The organism is Microbacterium terricola (genome assembly GCF_027943945.1).
Classification (GTDB): Bacteria; Actinomycetota; Actinomycetes; order Actinomycetales; family Microbacteriaceae; genus Microbacterium; species Microbacterium terricola.
Window position 1 is genome coordinate 2659936 of sequence record NZ_AP027141.1, and the last position, 21416, is coordinate 2681351.

Here is a 21416-nt window from a genome sequence, read left to right on the forward strand (position 1 = left end):
CGATGACCGGCAACGGCGGCGTCTCGTTCTGGTGGCAGCAGATCGGGCTGCCGTCAGCGCGCCGGCCTCTGCAGGGGGATCTCGCCGTCGACGTGTGCATCGTCGGCGCCGGCTACACCGGCCTGTGGACGGCGTACTACCTGAAGTCGCTCCAGCCCGATCTGCGGATCGCGGTGCTCGAGCGCCGGTTCGCCGGATTCGGCGCATCTGGGCGCAACGGCGGGTGGCTCACCAACTCGGTGACCGGCGGCCGCGCGCAGTACGTGACGTCGCACGGGCGCAGCGCCGCCATCGACCAGCAGCGCGCGATGAACGAGACGGTCGACGAGGTCATCAGGGTCGCCGCGGTCGAGGGCATCGACGCCGACATCCGCAAGGGCGGGGAGCTCGAGATCGCGCGCAACGCCGCACAGCAGGCGCGGCTGCTCGCGGCGTTCGACGAGGAGGCGGCCTGGCCGCACACCGATGTCGAGCGGTGGGATGCTGCCGCCACCGCCGCGCATGTGCGCGTGGACGGGGCGATCGGGGGCATCTGGCATCCGCACTGCGCCGCCATCCACCCCGCGAAGCTCGCGCGCGGGCTCGCGGAGGCGGTCGAGCGACTCGGGGTGACCATCTACGAGGACACCACGGTCGAGGCGATCGAATCAGGGCGCGCGGTGACCGATCGCGGCACGGTGACGGCGCCGTTCGTGATCCGCGCGACCGAGGGGTTCACGCCGGATCTGAAGGGCGAGCACCGCACCTGGCTGCCGATGAACTCGTCGATGGTCGTCACCGAGCCGCTGCCTGCGGCGTTCTGGGACGAGGTGGGCTGGGCCGGCGGGAGCACACTGGGCGACTTCGCGCATGTCTACATGTACGCGCAGCGCACCGCCGACGACCGCATCGCCTTCGGCGGGCGCGGCGTTCCCTACCGCTACGGCTCGCGCGTCGACAGCGACGGGCGCACCCAGCAGCGCACGATCGAGAACCTCACCGCCCTGCTCAGGCGGTTCTTCCCCGGCGCGGCCGGCGCGTCATCGGGTGCGGAGGTGCCCATCGCGCACGCCTGGGCGGGCGTGCTCGGGGTTCCGCGCGACTGGTCGCCCACCGTCGGGCTCGATCGGGCGTCCGGCCTCGGGTGGGCCGGCGGCTACGTCGGCACCGGGGTGGCCACCACGAACCTCGCCGGACGCACACTCGCCGATCTCGTGCTCGGGCGGGAGACCGAGCTCCTGCGCCTGCCCTGGGTCGGGCATCGCGCGCGGCGCTGGGAGATCGAGCCGCTGCGATGGCTCGCGGTGCAGGGCATCTACGCCGCCTACCACCTGGCCGATGCCCACGAGGCGCGCGGCGGCGCGCGCACGTCGCCGTTCGCTCGCGTGGCTGACGTGGTATCTGGGCGCGCCCACTGATACTCCTCTCAGAGGAACTTCAGCCCGACATCACGCATACTTCTGTGGCGGCACTTCGGGACGGGTTCCGCATGGCACCGATCAAAGGGGACCCCTATGGCCACGCACTTGGCGATGAACGGGCGCACGGCAGCGCGCACCGGTCTGACCGCCGCCGTACTCGCCGCGCTCGTCGGCGCGCTGACCGCTGCACCCGCGCAGGCGGCACCTGCACTGGACGCCTTCTGCGAGGTGCCGGGTCAGGAGCTGTCGATCGCGCCGGTCGCCGGGCTCGCCGACGGCCAGCAGGTGACGTGGCTCTCGACGGTGAAGGGCGTGACGCCGACCGAGTTCACCGGCGAGTACGTCGGAAAGCTCGAGAACGGGCTCGGCTACGACGCGAAGGGCGAGCCCCGCGACCTGCTCCTGGTGAAGCTGGACGGTGACGTGGTCAACGGCGCCGACGGGACCCTCGCCGCGGGCGTCTGGGCCGGGGCCTCCGGGTCTCCCGTGTACGACGCCGACGGCGCCCTCATCGGCGCAGTCTCCTACGGCTTCAGCAACCTGCCCGACAACGTGGCGGGCGTGACCCCTGCGGCCTACATGAAGGCGATCGGCGACCTGCCGCTCACGAAGAAGCTCAGCCCCGCCGCCCAGCGACAGGTCACGAGGATGGCCGGCGAGACGGCGACGACGTCGGCGACCGCGACCATCCGCCAGCTCCAGCCGGTGCGCGTCACCACGGGCACCACCGCCGCGAGGCTCGACGCGGCAGGAAGCCGCATCGCGAAGAACGTCGAGGGATACCGGCCGGTCGCCTCGCGCGGCCTCGCGATCGGCGGCGGAGCCGACGACGGCGCCGACTACCCGATCGTCGCGGGCGGCAACATCGCCGTCTCGTACGGGTACGGCGCGGTGGGCTCGGCGAGCGTCGGAACGGTCACCGCCGTATGCGGCGACGACGTCTACGCGTTCGGCCACCCCAACGAGTGGGACTCCGCTCTCTCCGTGAACATCCACGGCGCCTCGGCCGCACGCATCGTGCCCAACCTCGGCGGCTCCTACAAGATGGTGAGCGCGATCGGCAAAGTGAAGGGCCACCTCGTCGACGATCGCCTCGCCGGCATCCGCGGGAAGCTCGGTGCGGGAGCCCCCACCATCCCGATCACCACGAAGGTCACTGCAGGCGACGCGCGCAGCACGGCCGTCAGCCACATCTCCGAGCCGCTGGTCATCGCCTCCGCGGCGGTGGAGCAGCTCGGCACCGACGCGCTGCGCATGCTCGACAACCAGTGGGAGGGCACCGCGAAGGTCACCTGGAAGATCGCCTACCAGCGTGAGAACGGCCAGCAGGCCACGCTCAGCAACACCAGCCGGTACTCGACCGCCGACGGCATCGCGGAGTACGTCGGCTGGGACATGGCCGATGACATCGCCATGCTCCAGACGAACCCGTTCGAAGAGGTCACCATCCTGGGCGTGACCGTGGGCGCCCACTTCACCGAGGGGTACCGCGCGGCGCGCATCACCGGGGTCCAGATGTGGAAGAGCGGCGCCTGGCGCGACATGATCAGGGACAGTTACTGGAAGGTCGCCCCCGGGAACTACTCGTTCCGGGTCGTCCTGTCCCCCGTCCCCGGTTCGACGCGCGTCACGGAGTACGTCCCGTTCACGGCGACCGTGCCGAAGGCCGCCAAGGGCTTGGTGAAGCTGAGCGTCGGCACCCCGGAGGAGTCGATGGAGTTCCCCGAGGACGCGAAGACCTTCCGGCAGTTCGTGGAGGCGCTCGACGCCAACCAGCGCTACGACATCGTCGACCGCACCCGGTCGTACACGAGGCTCAACGGCACCCGCTACACGGGCAAGGCTCAGGACGTGGCTCCCACGCTCATCGAGTCGGGCAAGCGCTTCACGTTCTCGCTGAAGCCGACCCCGTAGGCAGACGCGAAAGGGCGGCGGGCGACTCATCGGGTCGTCCGCCGCCCTTTCGCGTGCGCTCCGCTACGCCGGGAAGGCGGTGCGGCGCAGGAGGGCCGCCAGGGTCGCCCGCTCCGACTCGCTGAGGCCGGAGTGCAGCTCCCGCTCCGCACGCCCGACGGCGACCCGCGCCTCCGCCAGCACCTCGAGCCCGGCGACGGTCCGACGAGCGCTGGGGCGAGGTGCCGCTCGCCGTCGCCGCCCTGCGGGACGGGGCGAGCGAGACCGCGGAGGCGATCCGCGCGCACCTGGACGGGCGCCTGGCCAAGTACAAGATCCCGCGGGATGTGGTGTTCGTGGACGAGCTGCCGCGCACCGCGAGCGGCAAGGTGCGCAAGGCCGACCTGCGCGAGCGCTTCGCGCGCTGAGCTCCCGGGTCTGGTCAGCCGAAGGCGGCCGGATCGACGCCGAGGAGCCCGGCGAGCGAGCGCTTCGCGAGCGCTGCGCGGTCGGGATGCTGTCCCCACCGCACCAGCGAGTGCGCGTTGAGGCCGTCGATCATCGCGAGCAGGTGCCAGGCGATGGCTGCCGCGTCGGCCGGCCCGCCGGCGACCGTGAACTCGCCCGCCTCGAGGCCGCGCACGATCTCGGCCTCCAGCATCCGCTGCCAGGCGTCCATCTGCTCGCGCACGCGCGCCGCGAGTGCCTCGTTGCGCACGCCGAGCGCCCACGCCTGCACCCACACCAGCGTGATGTCGTCGCGGGAGCCGTCGAGCAGGGTGTCGAGGACGTGGCGCAGCCGTGCGACTGCCGCGTCCTGCGCCTCCGCCAGAGCCGCGACGTCGCGCAGCTCTGCCGCCACGATCTCGGCGAACGTGTCGGCGACGAGCTCGTCCATGCTCGACGTGTAGTGCCCGACCAGCCCGGGCGCGACACCCATGCCCGATGCGACCGCGCGGACCGTGATGGCCGCGAGTCCCTGATCGAGAGCGATCGACCGGGCGGTCGCGGACAGCTCGGCGCGGCGCTGCGCGGGTGAGCGTCGCACCCGAGGTGACGTTGACGTGCCGGCCATGGAGTGGGTACCCTCGTGTCTTGTTGGTCAATTGATCAATAACCTACCTCAGCACCGAGGAGAACGCGATGACCTGGCGCATGCCGGCCGAGACCGCGCCCCACGACCGCACCTGGATGGCCTTCCCCCGGGAGGGCCTCACGCTCGGCGACACGGCAGCGCTCCGCGAGGAGGGCTACGCCGCCTGGGCGGCCGTCGCGACCGCCGTCGCCGCGTTCGAGCCGCTCACGATGCTGGTCGATCCCAGCGAGACCGCCCGCGCACGGCGCATGCTGCCGAGCGAGGTCGAGCTGATCGAGGCGCCGGTCGACGAATTCTGGATGCGCGACCACGGCGCCACGTTCGTCATCGACGACGAGACGGGCCGCCTGGGCGCGGTCGACTGGATCTTCAATGGGTGGGGCGCGCCGGAGTGGGCGCAGTGGCAGCTCTCCGCCGCGCACGCCCGCCTCATCGCCGCTGAGGTCGGAGCCGACCTCGTCAGCTCGCTGCTCGTGAACGAGGGCGGCGGCATCCACGTGGACGGCGAGGGCACCGTGCTGCTCACCGAGACCGTGCAGCTCGACCCTCGGCGCAACCCGTTCGCCGACCGGGCGCGCGTCGAAGCGGAGCTCGCCCGGACGATCGGCACCACCCACGCGATCTGGCTCCCCCGCGGCCTCACCCGCGACTACGACGACATGGGCACGAACGGGCACGTCGACATCGTGGCCGCGATGCCCTCGCCCGGACGCGTGCTCCTGCACGAGCAGCGCGATGCCGCCCACCCCGACCACGCCGTGTCCCTCGAGCTGCGCGCGCTGCTGGCCGACCAGGTGGACGCCGCTGGCCGCCGCCTCGAGATCATCGATCTCCCCGCCCCGGAGACGCTCCGCGACAGCGAGGGCGTCGTCGACTGGAGCTACGTCAACCACTACGTCGTCAACGGCGGGGTGATCGCGTGCGGCTTCGGCGAGGAGCGGGCGGATGCTGCGGCCCGCAGCATCCTCGCGGAGGCGTATCCGGGGCGCGAGGTGACGACCGTCGACGCGCGCCCCATCTTCGCCCGCGGCGGCGGGATCCACTGCATCACGCAGCAGCAGCCGAGCCTGGACGCACGATGATCGACGTCGTGGCCCTTCGAGACGGCCGCTGCGCGGCCTCCTCAGGAACCGGCGCAGCTGCCGTCGATCGGAGGCATCATGTTTGACGTCGTGGAGGCCACCATCGCCGAGCTGCGGGCAGCGCTCGAGGCGGGCGAGACCACCGCCGTCGCGCTCGTCGACGAGTACCTCGCGCGGATCGCGGCCTATGACCCGGCGGGGACGGCCACCAGCCTCACTGCGGTCGTCGTCGCGAACCCCGACGCACGGGCCGAGGCCGCCGCATCCGACGCCCGGCGCGCCGCCGGAGCGACACTCGGGCCCCTCGACGGCATCCCGTACACGGCGAAGGACAGCTACCTCGTCCGCGGTCTCACCGCCGCGGCCGGCAGCCCGGCCTTCGCCGACCTCGTCGCGCAGCGCGACGCTTTCACCATCGAGCGCCTGCGCGCAGGCGGCGCCGTCTGCCTGGGCCTGACCAACATGCCGCCGATGGCCAACGGCGGCATGCAGCGGGGCGTCTACGGGCGGGCGGAGAGCCCCTACAACGCGGACTTCCTGACCGCGCCGTTCGCCTCGGGGTCGTCCAACGGCTCGGGCACGGCCACCGCCGCCAGCTACGCGGCGTTCGGCCTCGGCGAGGAGACCTGGTCGAGCGGCCGCGGGCCCGCCAGCAACAACGCCCTGTGCGCGTACACCCCGTCGCGGGGCGTGATCTCGGTGCGCGGCAACTGGCCGCTCGTGCCCACGATGGACGTGGTGGTGCCGCACACCCGCACGATGGCCGACCTGCTCGAGGTGCTCGATGTGATCGTCGCCGACGACACCGACTCCCGCGGCGACTTCTGGCGCGCGCAGCCGTGGGTCGAGATCCCGCGCTCGTCCGAGGTGCGCCCGTCGTCCTACCCCGAGCTCGCCGGAACGGCGTCGCTGCGCGGGCGGCGCATCGGCGTGCCCCGCATGTACATCAACGCCGACGACGAGGCCGGCACTGCGCAGCATCCGGGTATCGGAGGCCCGACCGGGCAGCGCATCGACACGCGCGCGTCGATCATCGCGCTGTGGGATGCGGCGCGCCGCTCGCTCGAGGAGGCCGGAGCCGAGGTGCTCGAGGTCGACTTCCCCGTGGTGTCCAACTACGAGGGAGACCGCCCGGGTGCGCCGACCGTCACCACCCGCGGATTCGTGTCGCCCGAGTTCCTGCACCGCGAGATCGTCGACCTGTCGGCCTGGGCGTGGGACGACTTCCTGCGCGCGAACGGCGACCCCGGCCTGCCCTCGCTCGACGGCGTGGACGGCGCGAGCATCTTCCCGCACCCCGCGGGCGCCCTGCCCGACCGCTACACGGGCTTCGACGACGACATCGCCGAGTACCCGGGGTGGGTGCGCGACCACCCCGGCGCCACCCCGTGGCGCGACATGCCCGAGCTGGAAGCGGGTCTCGCGGGCCTCGAGCGCACCCGCCGGGTCGACCTCGAGGCGTGGCTGGAGGAGCTCGGCCTCGACGCCGTCGCCTTCCCCGCCGTCGCCGACGTCGGCCCCGCCGACATGGACGTGAACCCGGCCTCCGCCGACCTCGGCTGGCGCAACGGGGTCTGGATCGCGAACGGCAACCTCGCGATCCGCCACCTGGGCATCCCCACGGTCACCGTGCCGATGGGCACGATGACCGACATCGGGATGCCGGTCGGCCTGACGTTCGCCGGCCGCGCCTACGACGATTCCGCCCTGCTGCAGCTCGCCGCCGCCTTCGAGGCGACCGGCGTGCGGCGCACCGCACCCCCGCGCACCCCGCGCATGAACCCCGAATCCCGGAGCATCCGATGACCCACCCGGCCCGCATGCACGAGGTGTCCGACGAGACCACCGCCATCGTCGACCTGGTGCTCGACTACTCGCGCAACCGGCTGCTGTCGAGCGACACCCCGCTCGACAAGCCGCTGCCCCCCGCCGAGCTGGCCCGACTGGCCGGCCGCACCATCGGGGAGGAGGGCATCGGCGCCCGCAAGGCGATCTCGGTCTTCGAGCACGTGCTCGCGCCCGCGTGCATCTCGACGGACGACCCGCAGTATCTGTCGTTCATCCCGTCCGCGCCGTCCAAGGCCGCCGCCGCGTTCGACGTCGTCGTCTCGGCGAGCGCGCTCTACGGCGGCTCGTGGCTCGAGGGCGCGGGGGCGGTGCACGCCGAGAACGAGGTGCTGCGATGGCTCGCCGCCGAGTTCGGACTGCCCGCGTCGGCCGGCGGGGTGTTCGTGCAGGGCGGGACGCTCGGCAACCTGTCCGCGCTGGTCGCGGCTCGCGCCCTTCGGCAGGCTCAGGACAGCGCCCTTCGACAAGCTCAGGAACCGGCCGGCGGAGCCCGGCCCGACCGGTGGCGCGTGGTGTGCAGCGCGGAGGCGCACTCGTCGATCGCGTCCGCCGCGCGCGTCATGGACGTCGACGTCGTGGCCGTCCCCGCGGGCGACGACGGCGTGCTGCGCGCGGATGCGGTGGCCGCCGCCCTCGCCGAGCACGGCGACAGCGTCTTCGCGGTCGTCGCGACAGCGGGCTCGACGAACTTCGGCATCGTCGACGACCTCGCCGGCATCGCCGCGCTCAAGGCCGACTACGACTTCTGGCTGCACGTCGACGGCGCGTACGGACTCGCCGCCGCCCTGTCGCCGCGCACCCGCCACCTGTTCGCGGGCGTCGAGCACGCCGACTCGCTCGTCGTCGACCCGCACAAGTGGCTGTTCGCCCCGTTCGACGCGTGCGCGCTGATCTACCGCGACCCCGAGCTCGGCCGCCGCGCCCACACCCAGCACGCCGAGTACCTCGACACGCTCACCGAGACGAGCGACTGGAGCCCGTCCGACTACGCCGCGCACCTGACCCGCCGCGCGCGCGGGCTGCCGCTGTGGTTCTCGCTCGCCACATACGGCGCCGGCGCGTACCGCGAGGCGATCACCGCCTCGGTCGATCTGGCCGCACGCATCGCCGACGAGATCGAGCGCCGCCCCGACCTGACCCTCGTGCGCCGCCCGCAGCTGGGCGTCGTCGTGTTCGAGCGCGATGGCTGGGCCAAGGCCGACTACGACGCGTGGTCGTCGCGGCTGCTCGACGGACAGCACGCCTTCGTTGTGCCCAGCAGCCACCGCGGCCGCACGAACGCCCGCTTCGCGATCCTCAACCCGCGGACGACGTTCGAGCACCTCACCGCGATCCTCGACACAATGGCCTGATGCCGAGACCTGCCATCGACCCCATCCGCGGCGCCACGGTGCTCATCACCGGTGCCGCCCGCGGCATGGGCGAGCTGTACGCCCGCCGCGCCGCACGCGAGGGCGCCCGCGCCATCGCACTGTGGGACGTCGACGAGGAGCGCGCCTCCGCGCTGGCCGCGGAGCTCTCGACGACGGGCGTCGACGCCCGCGCCTACGGCGTCGACGTGTCGGACCTCGCCGCCGTGCGCGCCGCGGCCGCGCGGGTCGTCGCGGATCTCGGAGCGCCCCGCATCCTGATCAACAACGCCGGGATCGTCCGGGGTGCGCCGTTCTGGGAGCACGACTCCGAGCGCGACACCGACCTGACGATGCGCATCAACACGCTCGCGCCCATGTGGCTGACGCGCGAGGTACTCCCCGCCATGATCGCCGACCGCAGCCGCCCGCAGCGGGTGCTCAACATCGCGTCGGCGGCGGGCACGCTCGCGAACCCGAACATGAGCGTCTACGCGGCGTCGAAGTGGGCGCTGATCGGCTGGAGCGAGTCGGTCCGGCTCGAACTGGCCAGGGCGGGCCATCGCCACATCGCCGTCACGACGTTCTGCCCGAGCTACATCTCCACCGGCATGTTCGAGGGTGCGCGCGGCCCGCTGCTCACCCCGATCATGACGCCGGAGCAGGCCACCGACGCCGCCTGGCGCGGCATGGTCCGCGGCACCCCGATGGTCATGCGCCCGTGGACGGTGAAGCTCGCGATGGCGCTGCGCGGCGTCCTTCCCACCAGGGCATGGGATGCGGTGGCCGGCCGCGTGTTCAAGGTCTACTCGTCGATGGACCACTTCGTCGGGCGCGGCTAGCGCGCCCGACGTGCGTCAGGTCACCCGGTACGCCGTGTACCTGACCCGCCGCGCCAGGTCGACGCCGACCTCGAACGCCGGCTCGAGACCCGGCACCGGAGGGATGCGGGTCATCGCGACCACACCGGCAGCTCGATGAACTGCTGATCAGGGCATCGCGGCCACGCCCGACCCTGCACCGGTGCCGCCGCCCCTGCCGGACGGCCGCTTCGCGGACTGGCTCAGGGCGCTCGCCCGCGCGCGCTGAGGGACGAGCGCGTGTCGCGGGGCGACAGCATCCCTCTGTCCGTCCTCGCTCCCAGGTCAGGTGTCAGTTCGTGCCGCTGCACCCGTGACATGCGGCAACAACTGCCACATCACCGTGGCCGCCCGGATTTCAGGGGTCAGTTCATGCCGCTGCGCCCGCTACGGGCGACCACGACTGCCACCTCATGCCGAGGGCAATGTCGTCCAGCGGTCAGGCCGCCGGGTCCAGGCTCGCGATGAGCGCCTCGACCCTGGCCCTGATTTCGTCGCGGATGGGCCGGACCGCCTCGATCCCCTGCCCGGCCCTCGATCCGGTCGCCGCGAGCGTCCGCAGGAAGCCGGCGGCAATCTGCGCGCGTCCGGCGTTGTGGACGCAGACGAACAGGACGGTGGGCACGCTCATGGGCCCACTGTCGCGCATCGGCGAGCCCTCAGGCGAACAGGGGAGCTCCGACGTACGAGCCGGGCTCGGCGCCGGGCGGGATCGCCCAGATGCCGGAGCCGATGTGCCGGATGTACTCGGCCATGAGGTCGGTGGACAGCGCCCGCTGCAGCGTGACGAACTGCTCGGGCGCGCGCTGGTAGGAGAGGAAGAACAGGCCGGCGTCGAGGCGGCCGAGGTCGGTGTTGCCGTCGACGTAGTTGTATCCGCGGCGGAGGATGCGGATGCCGCCGTTGCCGTCGGGGTGCGCCAGCCGCACGTGACTCGCCGGGTCGATCGCCGGCGAGCCGGCAGCATCCGTCGCGGAGAAGTCGGGCTCCGTGAACTCGTCGCCACCGGACAGCGGCGCCCCCTCGCCCTTATCACGGCCGATGATGCGGTCCTGCTCGGCGAGGCGCACGCGGTCCCACGTCTCGATGAGCATCGCGATCTTGCGCGCCACGAGGTACGAGCCGCCGGCGAGCCAGGCGGGCTCGTCCGAACCGGCGACCCACACGTGGTCGTCGAGCGCGGCGGTGTCGGACGCGAGGATGTTGGCGGTGCCGTCCTTGAAGCCGAACAGATTGCGCGGGGTCGCCTGCGCGGCGGTCGTCCGCGAGGTGCGCCCGAAGCCGAGCTGCGACCACCGCAGCCGTGAACGCCCGAACGCGATACGACTGAGGTTGCGGATCGCGTGGACCGCGACCTGCGGGTCATCGGCGCACGCCTGGATGCAGAGGTCTCCGCCTGAGGCACCGGGGTCGAGGTCGTCGCCGAGGAAGGCGGGCAGCCGCTCCAGGGCGGGGGGCCGCCGCGCGGCGAGACCGTAGCGGTCCTCGCCGTCGGCCGTCTGGAACAGCGTCGGGCCGAAGCCGAAGGTGATCGTCAGGCCGCTGGCCGCGAGCCCCTGCGCTTCGCCGGTGTCGTCGGGAGGAGCCTCGGGCGATCCGCCGACGGCCCCGGTCGCGCTCACATCGAGACCCTGGGTCATGCGGGAGGCGGCGTAGGACCAGTCCTGCAGCAGCGAGACGAGGTCATCGCGGCCGGTGCGGGCCATCATGTCGAACGACGCGAAGTGCAGGTGGTCCTGCACGGGGGTCGTGATGCCGGCCTGATGCGCGCCGAAGTAGGCGTACGGGGTGGCGGCAGCATCCCGCTCCCTGGCACGCCCGACCGCGACGCCGGCCGCCGCTCCCGCGCCCGCGCCGATGGCGACACCGGCCGCGCCGGCCCCGATCGCCAGCCCGAGCAGCCCGCGGCGGCTGAGGCCGGCGGGCGCGTCGGCAGGCTCAGCGGCCGGTCGCCCGTCCGCTGAGCCTGTCGATGGGTCGGAACTCGTGGTCACTCCAGGACGGTCGAGGTGAGCTGCGACAGCGGCTCGGCCAGGGCGTTGATGAGGTCGGTGAGCTCGCGCTTGTCGTCGTCGGTGAGCTCACGGTAGTTCACGAAGCCGTCGGCGAGCGAACCGCGCTGAGCGAGCGCGGCCTCGAGGTCCGTGTAGCCGGCCGTGATGTCATCGACCAGCGCCTGGCCCTCGTCGCCCTGCGAGGCGGCGAAGTCGCTCACGAGCGAGAACGCCATCTTCGATCCCTCGACGTTCGCGGCGAAGTCCCAGAGGTCGGTGCCCGACCACCAGTCCTCCTCGCCGGAGATCTTGCCGGTGGCGACCTCGTCGAGCAGGGCGATGGCGCCGTTCGAGAGACCCGCGACGCCCTGGGCGTCGAGGGCGGCCTGGAACTCGTCGGAGTGCACGTAGTCGTTCAGCTCCTGCACGTCGGCGACGAGCTGGTCGCCGAACGCGGCCCGCTCGTCGGCGGTCGAGGGCTGCCAGCCCTGCCAGGCGGGTGTCTCCCCGTCGGCGTTGAGCGCGTCGTCCGCCGGCACCCAGAGGTCCTTCTCGATGCGGTGGAAGCCGGTCCAGTCGAGGCCCTCCGCCACGGCGTCGACCTCGCGATAGTCGATGCGCGGGTCGAGGTCGCCCAGCGACTCGGCCACCGGCTCGATGCGCTCGTAGTAGGCGCGCACCTGCGGGAACTGCTCCTGCGCTGCCGTGTCGTCGCCCGACTCGTACGCGTCGACGAGCTCCTGCACGGCAGGCTGCAGCTGCTCGACCTGATCCTTCACGAAGGCGGCGTACAGGTCGACGGCCTGCTGCTTCTGCTCGGCGTCGTCACCCGTCGCCTCGACGCGGTCGCCCGACACCGAGAACGCCGTCTTGCCGACCCCGTCGCCCACCATGCCCGGCTTGCAGAGCGTGTAGTACTCGCCCGGCTGCGCCACGACGGTCAGCGTGCGGGAGGCCCCGGGTGCGATGTTCTCGACCTCGCCCACGATGCGCAGCCCGTCGTCGGCGAGCAGGTAGAACTCGGTCACCTCAGAGCTGTCATTCGCGACGTCGAACGTCAGCGTGCCGCTGGTGGCGTCCGCGGCCGAGACCTCGCACGCCGAGTCGGTCGACGAGACGGTGAGGGCGTCGGATGCTGCCACATCGCTCTTGGCGACGCATCCGGCCAGGGCGAGTGCGGCCACGCCCAGCGCGGCGAAGGCGGTGAGGGTGCGGTGCGGGGTCATGCTGCTCCTTGCTGCGAGGCGGTGGGAACGGGTGCTTCCCGGACGAGGGCCTCGGGTGCCCGCGCGGGTTGCGGTCGACGCTGGCCGCGGATGAAGAGGGTGCCGACAATTCCGACGTACAGGGTCCATGCGACGACCTGCAGCCAGCTCATCCGCGGCATGAAGCCGACCGTCGCCTGCAGCACCGCGGCGAGCGGGCTGCCCGGCGTGATGACGGCCGACACGTCGAAGGCCCAGCCGAAGGGGAACGCGGCCCAGCCGATGGCGACGGCGCCGGTTGCAGGGTCGATCGGGGCCGCGGCGGTGAACGGCCCTGGCAGGACCCCGGCCTCCTGGAGGTCGTGGATGGCGTAGGCGAGCACCCCCGCGGCGACGATGACCAGGAACGCGCCGGTCCAGCCGAAGAAGACGCGGAGGTCCAGTCGCAGCATGCCCCGGGCGAGCAGCCAGCCGAGCAGGACGGCGACCCCCAGCCCCAGGAGCGCCCCGACGAGGGCCGCCGGCGCGTCGCCGAAGGACTGCACCATCGACCACAGCAGCAGGGTCGTCTCGACGCCCTCACGGGCGACCGACACGAACCCGATGAGCACGATGCCCCAGAGCCCGCCGACGGCGAGCGCCCGGTCGAGCCCGCCCTCGAGCGAGCTCTTCAGCGTGCGCGCGGTGCGCTGCATCCAGAAGATCATCCAGGTGACCATCGCGACCGCGACGAGCGACAGCGTCCCGCCGATGATCTCCTGCGCCTCGAAGGTGAGCGCGTACGCGCCGAAGGTCAGGACCGCGCCGATCACGACCGCGAGCGCGACGGCCAGGCCGACGCCCGCCCAGAGGCGGGGAAGAACATCACGTCGGCCCACGCGGGTGAGGTACGCCACCAGGATGCCGACGACCAGGGCGGCCTCGAGGCCCTCGCGGAGGCCGATCAGGAAGGTGGCGAGCACGGGGGAACCTCGGGTGACGGAAGAACGGAGTGGCGGCTGCAGAGCGACGACTGCAGTTAGGTAAGGCGAACCTGACCTGGCAACCCTAGTACTCGATCCCCGTGCGACTCAAACCCGCGCACCGCTGGCCGTCCCCGCGCCGTCGGGGCAGGATATGACCATGACGCGTCGCGACCTCTCCGAAACCCCCGTCCCGGCCCGGATCGGCCTGGGCATCCTCGGCATCGTCCAGGCGGCCTTCGCGTTCCTCGCGTTCTGGGACCTCGCGAACCGGCCGGCCGATCAGATCAAGGGCCCGAAGCCGGCCTGGATCCCCGTCATCCTGATCAACTGGTTCGGGCCGGCGGCGTACTTCCTGTTCTCCCGCAAGAGCTGAGGCTCCCGCGGCGAGTAGCTCAGGCGCCGGCGGATCCCCCTCACTGCCGAGTAGTTTCGGCGAAGTGAGGACGTTCGGGCGGCCGCACGTCCTCGGTTCGCCGATTCTCCTCACGAACGAGGGGTGAACCGACGGCGCAGGATGCTGAGGCACCTGAATTCCGGCGAGCACACGATGCCGCGGCCTCACACAGAGCGTCAGGCGCCGCCCACGCGCCCCGCGCTCTCGCGCACGATGAGGCGCGGTCGCTCGGACGAGAACTGCTTGCCCGGCTCGCCGCGGATCTCGGCGAGGAGCAGCTCGAATCCGCGGCGGCCCATGCCCGCGAAGTCCTGATCCACGGTGGTCAGAGGCGGCGTCCACATCTCGGCGAGCGGGTGGTCGTCGAAGCCGACGACGGAGACGTCCTCCGGCACGCGGCGCCCGGCGCGGGTGAGGCCGCTGATGACGCCCATCGCGATCTCGTCGTTCCCGCAGAAGACGGCGGTGACACCCTCATCAGCCGCCAGGACCGCGCCGAGAGCCTGCCCGCTCTTGGGCTCCCAGGTGGCGTCGAGCGGCTCAGGGATCGGCGCGCCGGCCCGGCGGAGCGCACGACGCCAGCCGGTGGTCCGGCCGTCCTCCTTGCGGGAGGGCGGGATGCGCACATGGTGCACCGTCGCGTGGCCGAGACCGAGCAGGTAGTCGGTGAGCTCTTCGGCCGCGCGTGTCTCGTCGAGCACCGCCTGGGGAAGGCTCGTGTCGCGCACCCCCGACAGCACCACGAGCGGCAGATCGTCGGGCACGCGCTGCAGCGCGGCGACGCCGGGCGGGTCGAACTTGAGCACAGCCACGCCCGCCAGCGGCTGCGAGAGGGTCGCCGCGATGGCACGGTCGATCTCGTCCTCATCGGGGCTCTCGACCACCGTGATCATCACGGTGTACCCCTCGGCGCGCGCACCCTCCTCGATTCCGCGGATCGTCTCGGCGTAACCGTAGCGGGAGGTGTCGCCCGCGATCACCGCGATCACCTGGGCCTTGCGGGACGCGAGCACCCGGGCCGCGGCGCTCGGCCGGAAGCTCAGCTCGACGATCGCCTGCTCGACGCGCTCGCGCTTCTCCGGCGTGACCCGCGCCGCACCCGTCAGCACCCGAGAGACCGTGGGCACGGACACGCCCGCGCGCGCGGCGACATCGGCGATGGTCGCCGCCTTCGACGGTGTGGTCATTCTCGTTCTCGTGTTCCGCTCGCGGGTCGCGGTCACTTGACGGCCCCGCTGGTGATCCCCGAGATGATCTTGCGCTGCGCGACCATGAAGGTGATCAGCAGCGGCAGGCTCATCAGGATGATGTAGGCGAAGATCAGGTGCCAATTCTGAAGGTAGAGCCCCGAGCTCGCGACCTGGTAGAGGTTGAGCGGCAGCGTGTCGAGGCGTCCCCCCACGACGAACAGCGCGTAGAACACGTCGTTCCAGATGTACAGGCAGATCAGGATGGTCGCGGTCGCCAGCACGGGCATCAGCAGCGGCAGGATGATCGTGAGGAAAACCCGCACCGGTGATGCTCCGTCGACCCGCGCCGCCTCCTCGAGCTCGATCGGGATCGTGCGCACGAATCCGGTGACGAAGAAGATCACCGTCGACAGGTACATGCCCATGTAGACGCCGATCATGCCGACCGGCGTGCCCGCGAGACCGAGCTGTCGCAGCAGCAGCACGATGGTCACGACTGCCGGCGGAAGCACGATCCCGCTGATGGCCAGCGCATAGACGAACGCGAGCGCTCGAGAGCTCCGGCGGCCGAGGATCCACGCGGCCATCGAGCCGAGGATCAGGACCCCGAGGACCGACGGCACCATCACGAGCACGCTTCCGCCGAAGGCGGCCAGCATCCTGCCGTCGGTGAAGACGGTCGCGAAGTTCTCGAACAGGTGCCACTGGTCCGGCAGCTCGAGGTTCGGGTTGAGCGCGCCCGCCTGATCCTTGGATGCGGTGACCAGCACGACCCAGAAGGGGATGCCCAGGAGCACGATCGCAGAGAGGATGGCTGCCGTGGGCTGCAGCACGCGACCGAGGTGGAAGCGACGGCGGGTGGCGACGGCGGCGTTCACAGCACGTCCTCTCGCTTGCGGAGCATCCGGATGACGGGGAAGGCCAGCACCGCGACCATCAGGAAGAGCACCAGGCTCATCGTGGTCGCCTGCGCGAACAGCCCCTGGCCGAAGGTGCGGAAGATGAAGATGTTGACGAGCTCGGTCGTGCCGCCCGGGCCGCCGGCGGTGGTCGCCTGCACGATGTCGAACCCGTTCATCGAGCCGAGCAGCGCCGTGGCGACGTTGAACGTGACTGCGGGGGCGAGCAGCGGGAAGCGGATGCTGCGGAACGTCGTCCACCAGTCGGCTCCATCGAGGCGGGCCGCCTCGATCACGTCCTGGCTGATGGTCTTGAGCCCCGCGAGGTAGATCAGCATCGACAGTCCCATCCACTTCCACGCGTGGATGAGCGCGACGACGACGATCGTCCACGTGGTGCTGCCGAGCCACGCGATCTCGACGGGGTGGCCGAGGAAGAAGCCGAGGATGCCGTTGACCGCCCCCTCCGGCTTGAGCAGCGCCTGGAACACGTACCCGACGGCGAGGGCCGACATGATCACGGGGATGAAGAAGGCGACCCGGACCGCGCGGTTGATCGCGGTGTCGCGCTCGAGCAGCAGGGCGAGGGCGAGGCCGAAGACGTTCTGGAAGATGGCCACCAGCACCGCGTACGTGAGCGTGATCCAGAGCCGGTTGAGCAGGGTGCCGTTCGAGAACAGCTGCGTGACGTTCTGTGCGCCGACGAAGTTGATGTCCGTCTTGAAGCTCGACCAGTCGGTGAACGCATAGATGAAGTTGAAGAGGGTGGGGATGAAGAAGAAGACCACCAGCACCACGAGCGCGGGGATCAGGAACCAGAGGGGGTGATCCTTCTTCCCTCGGCGACTGGGTGCGAACTCCGCGATGCCCTGCGCGTGCGCAGCGCCCCGGGAGAGTCCGAGCGTGGTCGTCATGGGGATGTGCCTTCCAGAGGGGGGGTGCCGGCGCGGACGCCGGCACCCCCGGTGGTGATCAGAAGCCGCTGGCGCCGATGGCCTGCGCGAGCTGGGCGAACTGGTCCTGCGTCGTCTGCCCGACCTCGGCGGTCGACTTCGTGCCCTGGATCATGTCGCCGAGGTTGAGGTACAGATCGGGGTTCACGATCGCGAGCGCCTGCATGGAGCCGACCGAGTCGGAGAGCGAGGCGCTCACGTCGAGCAGCGCCTGCGGCACGCCGGCCGGGGTGTCGACCCCGTCCTGCAGCGAGGGCGTCGACTGCGCCTCGACGAAGTCGCCGTAGCCGTCGCCCAGCCAGTAGGTCAGCAGCTGGCGGGCAGCGGCCTCACGGGTCGCGTCGCCGGTCTTGAAGGCGACGAGCGCGTTGGACTGGTCCGGGATGAAGGTACCGACGTTGCCGCTCGGCGAGATCGGGAAGAACCCGATCTTCTCGTCCAGCTCGGCCGTGTCCGCCAGCGACTGCAGCTGACCGAAGAACGAGTTGACCTGCACCGCCATGGCCGCGTCGCCCGAGAGCAGGGCCGCACCCTGGTCCTCGAAGGTCGCCGTCTTGAGGTTCTCGTTGAACAGCCCCTCCTTGATCAGGCTGTCGTACTCGTCGATCGCACCCTGGATCGTCTCGTCGGTGAACTTCTCCTCACCGGCGTTGACACGGTCCCACAGGCCGTCCTTCGCCGCGTCGGCGAGCTGCACCTGCACCCACCACTGGGTCGCCCAGGGAGTCCCGCCGCCGAAGTCGAAGAAGGGCGTCACGCCGTCGGACTTCAGCGACCGTGCGACCTCGAGGAACTCGTCCCAGTTCGCGGGCAGATCGGTGATCCCCGCATCGGCGAACACCTGCTTGTTGTAGTAGACGCCCTCGACCGCCGGGGTGGTGATCAGCGCGGCGTAGCGGGTGTCGTCGAGGATCCCGGTGATGTCGCGCAGCTCGGACTTGTAGCTGTCGATGAACGGAGCTCCGTCGAGCGACTGCAGGTTGGTCGACGCGTTCAGCGCCGTGAGCATGGATGCTGTCGGCTGCCAGAAGGCCAGGTCGGGCTTGTCCCCCGAGGCGACCTTCGTCTGCACGCTCTGCTCGTACGGGTCGGGGATCGTGACGACCTCGACGCTCGCGCCGGTCAGCTCCTCGAAGCCGGCCACGACGCTGTCGGGGATCTTGTTCGAGTTCTGCGCCGCCCAGACCGTCAGGCTGACGCCGTCCAGGCTGGTGTCCTGGGCGGGCCATGCGGCGGGGGCGGAACTCTCGGTGCCTCCGGCGCCCGGGTCGGAGCACCCGGACAGCACGAGGGCGGCTGTTGCAGTGGCGGCGAGAAGACCCGCCGCGCGGAACCGCTTCTTCATTGAATTGCTCCTTCTTGGTGTGATCATTCTGATCGGTTGGGTGTTGCTGTCCCCTGCGCCGGCCGGTTCGGGCTGATGGCGAGGCGGAGGGTACGCGCGGCGATGGTGGCATCGGTCGCGTGTACGGTGAGGGTCCCTGTCGTGGCGTCCCACTCGGACTGCCACTCGGGGAGGTGCTGCGGGAAGACGGTCGAGACGGCGATCTCACGCCCCGCCAGATGCGGGAGGGCGAGCGTCGTCGAGCCCGATCCACCGCGGCGCCAGATCGACACGATGTCGTCCGAATCGCCGCTCACGCCGAGGGCGACCCATGGCGCGTCCCAGGCGGGCAGGCCGAGCGGCCAGTGCGCGTGCCCGGCGCTGACCGACCCGCGCAGCTGCTTGGCCGCGCCGACTGCCTCCGCGACGAGCGCGCGCTGAACCGCATCCATCTCGTTCAGGTGGCCGGAGACGTAGTAGCGGCCGAGGAGTCCTGTGACCAGGCAGAACGCCACCTCCTCCGCCGTCATGTCGGGCTGGGGGTATGCCCAGCTCGCCGCCTGCTCAGGGAGCATCGACAGCGGCGCCGATGCGGCGATCGGCGGGTACTTGGCGAAGTCCTGCTGGTCGGACGTGGACTGCATGGCCAGGCGCGACAGCATCCCGAAGTCCATCCGCATGGCACCGGACGCGCAGTTCTCGATCACGAGGTCGGGATGCCGGTCGAGCACCCCGTCGAGCCAGGCGAGGTGCGCACGGTTGTGGTCGAGCAGTCCTGCGCCCACGCTCGGCGCATCGACGTCGGTGCCCGGGCCGGGGTTGATGTTGTAGTCGAGTTTGAAGAAGCCGATCCCGAACTCGGCGACGAGCCGGTCGACGACCTCATCCAGGTGGGCGATCGCGGCGGGATGGCGGAGGTCGAGGTGATATCGATCGTGCTCGACGATGCGCACGCCGTGCCGCTGGAAGAAGGCGTCGTCCGGCAGGCGCGTCGCCATCGGGCTGCGGACGCCGATCACCTCGGGCTCGAGCCACAGGCCGGGCACCATGCCCGCGTCGCGGATCGCGTCGACGACCTCGGCGAGGCCGCCGGGGAAGCGGGTGGTGGACGGACGCCATTCGCCGACGCTGTCCCACCAGTGCCCGCTGTCGTCGTACCAGCCGGCGTCGATGCAGAAGATCTCCGCGCCGATCTCGGCGGCCGCGGCGACCAGCGGAAGGAGCTTCTCGGTCGTCGGGTCGCCGTTGAGCGTGTTCATGTAGTCGTTGAAGACGACCGGGAGCGCCGAGTTGTCGGGATGGGGGCGACGCGCCGCACGCCGGTGGTCGGTGAGTGCCGCGAACGCCTCGGTCGCGTCGGTGGCGTACGCGACCGTCACAGGAACCGAGGTGAAGCTCGCGCCCGCGCCCAGCGGCAGGGTCCAGGCCGAATCGGAATCGGTCGGCCCCGAGAGCGAGATGTAGCCGCCGGTCGTGTCCTCGCCGATCTCCCACCGCCATGCGCCGTTGTGCTCGATCTGCCAGGCGATCGCGAGTCCGTCGCGCTCGAGGGCCGCGGTCGGAAGCGATCGACCCGTCGACCAGGTGCCGTCGGAGGTCACGGCGAGAGAGCCGCGGGGGTTGTGGCCGGTGAGGTGTTCTGCGAGCCGCGGGAAGTCGTCACCCCGAAGGCTCTCGCGCTCCCATCGCCCCTCACCCAGCCAATCGCTGCGACCGGTGATGCGGGTCCACCCGCTGAGCGGATCGGCGTCGGCGTCCACGTCGGTGAAGCACTGAGTCCACGATGAGACGGATCGGAGCACCGCGGTACCCGCGCCTCGGTTGGCGACGGTGACCTGCGAGCGGACGGCGGCGGCGCCGAGCATCTCGAGCCGGATCACGACCTCGAGGTCGCCGTCGGACTGCGCGATGACAAGTACCCGGCCCGCATCGGCCACCACTTCGCGATGCTCGATGTGGCGAAGCCGTGCACCGACCGTGGAATGCGCGAGCCGATCGGACGCGGGCGTGTGCCCGCCCGATGCCGTGACGAGTTCGACGAGCGGGATGCGCGCGAAGCGGATGCTGCGACCTCCGACGATCGCGCCCGCCAACCACACCGGCGCATCCGGCGTCCATGCAAAGGTCAGCTCCAGGTGGGGGCTTCCCCACACGAACGACGTGACCTCGGTGGTCTCCGTCGACAGGGCCTGACTTGTCATCGCGTCTCCGTTGATAGCGGTTTCAAGATGCGACCGTACACGAATCTGAAACCGCTATCAAGCACCCCTTGAAACCGCTATCAGACAGCGCCCAAGTCGTCATCGCGCGACAGTGGCGAGCGGCCTGACGGCCAGCCTCACCCCAGGGCCGCGTGCGCTCCCTCGGCGTACTCGAGGAACGAGGGGGTGTCGGGGAACAGCGCACGGCGCGCGATGTAGCCCTGCGCCACGCCGACCATCGAGGTGGCGAGCTGGTCGGCCCGACGCTCGGCGGCGGCCTCGTCGAGGTCGGGCTGCGTCGCCCGCACCCAGGGCAGGATGGCTCCGGCGCTCATCTTCCTGACGCGCTCGAGAGCCCCATGCACGACCGCGCGGATCTCCGGGTCCACGGCCGCCTCCCCCCACAGCTGCACGACCAGCATCACGGGGACCTCCTCGTCACCCATGGCCGACAGCATCAGCGCAAGCACCTCACGGGGCGGGAGCGGCTGCCCGCTCTCCACAGCCGCGAAGACACCGGCCGCGCGGCGGCCGATGATCGCGTCGGCCGCCTGCGCGGTGATCTCGCCCTTGCTGGCGAAGTGCGAGTAGATCGATCCGCTCGACAGGCCCGACTCGGCGGAGATGTCGGCCATCGACGTGTGAGCCACCCCGTTGCGTCCCATCACGCGGACGGCAGCGGCCACGATCTCGTCTCGGCGGGCCTGCGCGGAGGCATCGGTCAGTTTCGGCACCCAAACAGAGTAACTGTTCTGTATAGTGA

Annotated in this window: 18 protein-coding genes and 1 pseudogene; 8 read left to right on the forward strand and 11 right to left on the reverse strand. The window is 71.1% G+C overall.

Annotated features, from left to right (window positions below; all coding sequences use genetic code 11):
* The first annotated feature begins 2 nt into the window (after nt 1-2).
* From Microterr_RS12665 to Microterr_RS12675, 3 genes and pseudogenes are all read left to right on the forward strand, one after another.
* A complete protein-coding gene (locus Microterr_RS12665; RefSeq protein ID WP_263797571.1) occupies nt 3-1397 on the forward strand; it encodes an NAD(P)/FAD-dependent oxidoreductase in 1395 nt (464 codons plus the stop codon).
* 96 nt (nt 1398-1493) lie between these two features.
* Entirely contained in the window at nt 1494-3314 is a 1821-nt protein-coding gene (locus Microterr_RS12670; protein WP_263797570.1) for a hypothetical protein, read from the forward strand.
* 203 nt (nt 3315-3517) lie between these two features.
* A pseudogene (locus Microterr_RS12675) lies at nt 3518-3721 on the forward strand (AMP-binding enzyme); the annotation flags it as partial.
* A 14-nt stretch (nt 3722-3735) separates the two neighbouring features.
* On the opposite strand, the gene Microterr_RS12680 reads toward Microterr_RS12675, so the two are convergent.
* Nucleotides 3736-4341 carry a TetR/AcrR family transcriptional regulator gene (locus Microterr_RS12680; RefSeq protein ID WP_263797569.1) on the reverse strand — a complete coding sequence of 202 codons (606 nt, stop codon included), beginning with the start codon at nt 4339-4341 and terminating at the stop codon, nt 3736-3738.
* 95 nt (nt 4342-4436) lie between these two features.
* Here Microterr_RS12680 and Microterr_RS12685 point away from each other — a divergent pair, with 95 nt between their 5' ends.
* From Microterr_RS12685 to Microterr_RS12700, 4 genes are all read left to right on the forward strand, one after another.
* Nucleotides 4437-5471: an agmatine deiminase family protein gene (locus Microterr_RS12685; RefSeq protein ID WP_263797568.1), complete on the forward strand. Its 1035-nt coding sequence runs from the start codon at nt 4437-4439 to the stop codon at nt 5469-5471.
* Nucleotides 5472-5549: 78 nt separating this feature from the next.
* Nucleotides 5550-7277 (forward strand): amidase, encoded by a 1728-nt coding sequence (locus Microterr_RS12690; protein ID WP_263797567.1) that lies wholly within the window; start codon nt 5550-5552, stop codon nt 7275-7277.
* The gene (locus Microterr_RS12695; RefSeq protein ID WP_263797565.1) at nt 7274-8671 is read left to right on the forward strand and encodes a pyridoxal phosphate-dependent decarboxylase family protein; all 1398 of its coding nucleotides are present in this window, start codon (nt 7274-7276) and stop codon (nt 8669-8671) included. Before Microterr_RS12690 ends, Microterr_RS12695 begins: the two co-directional genes overlap by 4 nt.
* Nucleotides 8671-9510, forward strand: coding sequence for an SDR family NAD(P)-dependent oxidoreductase (locus Microterr_RS12700; RefSeq protein WP_263797564.1), 840 nt, complete (start codon nt 8671-8673; stop codon nt 9508-9510). The genes Microterr_RS12695 and Microterr_RS12700 overlap by 1 nt, the downstream gene beginning before the upstream one ends.
* Before the next feature lie 457 nt (nt 9511-9967).
* On the opposite strand, the gene Microterr_RS12705 is transcribed toward Microterr_RS12700, so the two are convergent.
* Genes Microterr_RS12705 through efeU form a run of 4 tightly spaced genes read right to left on the reverse strand, consistent with a single transcriptional unit; the run spans nt 9968 to nt 13689 of the window.
* Nucleotides 9968-10159: a hypothetical protein gene (locus tag Microterr_RS12705; protein WP_263797563.1), complete on the reverse strand. Its 192-nt coding sequence runs from the start codon at nt 10157-10159 to the stop codon at nt 9968-9970.
* A gap of 28 nt (nt 10160-10187) precedes the next feature.
* On the reverse strand, nt 10188-11522 hold the full coding sequence (gene efeB / locus Microterr_RS12710) for an iron uptake transporter deferrochelatase/peroxidase subunit (protein ID WP_263797562.1): 1335 nt from the start codon (nt 11520-11522) through the stop codon (nt 10188-10190).
* Complete coding sequence (efeO, locus tag Microterr_RS12715; protein WP_263797561.1) at nt 11519-12748, reverse strand: iron uptake system protein EfeO; 1230 nt, start codon at nt 12746-12748, stop codon at nt 11519-11521. The genes efeB and efeO overlap by 4 nt, the downstream gene beginning before the upstream one ends.
* Nucleotides 12745-13689, reverse strand: a complete 945-nt coding sequence (efeU, locus tag Microterr_RS12720) for an iron uptake transporter permease EfeU (RefSeq protein WP_263797560.1) — start codon at nt 13687-13689, stop codon at nt 12745-12747. The genes efeO and efeU overlap by 4 nt, the downstream gene beginning before the upstream one ends.
* A gap of 160 nt (nt 13690-13849) precedes the next feature.
* Between efeU and Microterr_RS12725 the strand changes: the two genes are divergently transcribed.
* Nucleotides 13850-14065, forward strand: coding sequence for a PLDc N-terminal domain-containing protein (locus Microterr_RS12725; protein ID WP_263797559.1), 216 nt, complete (start codon nt 13850-13852; stop codon nt 14063-14065).
* Between the two features lie 197 nt (nt 14066-14262).
* Here the strand turns inward: Microterr_RS12725 and Microterr_RS12730 are convergent, their stop codons facing one another.
* The 6 genes from Microterr_RS12730 to Microterr_RS12755 form a co-directional block, all read right to left on the reverse strand.
* Nucleotides 14263-15273 carry a LacI family DNA-binding transcriptional regulator gene (locus tag Microterr_RS12730; protein ID WP_263797558.1) on the reverse strand — a complete coding sequence of 337 codons (1011 nt, stop codon included), beginning with the start codon at nt 15271-15273 and terminating at the stop codon, nt 14263-14265.
* Nucleotides 15274-15305: 32 nt separating this feature from the next.
* Nucleotides 15306-16154 carry a carbohydrate ABC transporter permease gene (locus Microterr_RS12735; protein ID WP_263797557.1) on the reverse strand — a complete coding sequence of 283 codons (849 nt, stop codon included), beginning with the start codon at nt 16152-16154 and terminating at the stop codon, nt 15306-15308.
* Nucleotides 16151-17089, reverse strand: a complete 939-nt coding sequence (locus Microterr_RS12740) for a carbohydrate ABC transporter permease (RefSeq protein WP_263797556.1) — start codon at nt 17087-17089, stop codon at nt 16151-16153. Before Microterr_RS12740 ends, Microterr_RS12735 begins: the two co-directional genes overlap by 4 nt.
* Nucleotides 17090-17147: 58 nt before the next feature.
* Complete coding sequence (locus Microterr_RS12745) at nt 17148-18473, reverse strand: ABC transporter substrate-binding protein (protein ID WP_263797555.1); 1326 nt, start codon at nt 18471-18473, stop codon at nt 17148-17150.
* Between the two features lie 23 nt (nt 18474-18496).
* Entirely contained in the window at nt 18497-20653 is a 2157-nt protein-coding gene (locus tag Microterr_RS12750) for a glycoside hydrolase family 36 protein (RefSeq protein ID WP_263797554.1), read from the reverse strand.
* A gap of 137 nt (nt 20654-20790) precedes the next feature.
* Complete coding sequence (locus Microterr_RS12755) at nt 20791-21387, reverse strand: TetR/AcrR family transcriptional regulator (protein ID WP_263797553.1); 597 nt, start codon at nt 21385-21387, stop codon at nt 20791-20793.
* Nucleotides 21388-21416 lie beyond the last annotated feature (29 nt).

Excerpts from the sequence above, each read along its gene's own strand:
- Microterr_RS12665 (WP_263797571.1), top strand. The coding sequence starts at position 3 with ATGACCGGCAACGGCGGCGTCTCGTTCTGGTGGCAGCAGATCGGGCTG.
- Microterr_RS12670 (WP_263797570.1), top strand. The coding sequence starts at position 1,494 with ATGGCCACGCACTTGGCGATGAACGGGCGCACGGCAGCGCGCACCGGT.
- Microterr_RS12685 (WP_263797568.1), top strand. The coding sequence starts at position 4,437 with ATGACCTGGCGCATGCCGGCCGAGACCGCGCCCCACGACCGCACCTGG.
- Microterr_RS12690 (WP_263797567.1), top strand. The coding sequence starts at position 5,550 with ATGTTTGACGTCGTGGAGGCCACCATCGCCGAGCTGCGGGCAGCGCTC.
- Microterr_RS12695 (WP_263797565.1), top strand. The coding sequence starts at position 7,274 with ATGACCCACCCGGCCCGCATGCACGAGGTGTCCGACGAGACCACCGCC.
- Microterr_RS12700 (WP_263797564.1), top strand. The coding sequence starts at position 8,671 with ATGCCGAGACCTGCCATCGACCCCATCCGCGGCGCCACGGTGCTCATC.
- Microterr_RS12705 (WP_263797563.1), bottom strand. The coding sequence starts at position 10,159 with ATGAGCGTGCCCACCGTCCTGTTCGTCTGCGTCCACAACGCCGGACGC.
- efeO (WP_263797561.1), bottom strand. The coding sequence starts at position 12,748 with ATGACCCCGCACCGCACCCTCACCGCCTTCGCCGCGCTGGGCGTGGCC.
- Microterr_RS12725 (WP_263797559.1), top strand. The coding sequence starts at position 13,850 with ATGACGCGTCGCGACCTCTCCGAAACCCCCGTCCCGGCCCGGATCGGC.
- Microterr_RS12730 (WP_263797558.1), bottom strand. The coding sequence starts at position 15,273 with ATGACCACACCGTCGAAGGCGGCGACCATCGCCGATGTCGCCGCGCGC.
- Microterr_RS12740 (WP_263797556.1), bottom strand. The coding sequence starts at position 17,089 with ATGACGACCACGCTCGGACTCTCCCGGGGCGCTGCGCACGCGCAGGGC.
- Microterr_RS12745 (WP_263797555.1), bottom strand. The coding sequence starts at position 18,473 with ATGAAGAAGCGGTTCCGCGCGGCGGGTCTTCTCGCCGCCACTGCAACA.
- Microterr_RS12750 (WP_263797554.1), bottom strand. The coding sequence starts at position 20,653 with ATGACAAGTCAGGCCCTGTCGACGGAGACCACCGAGGTCACGTCGTTC.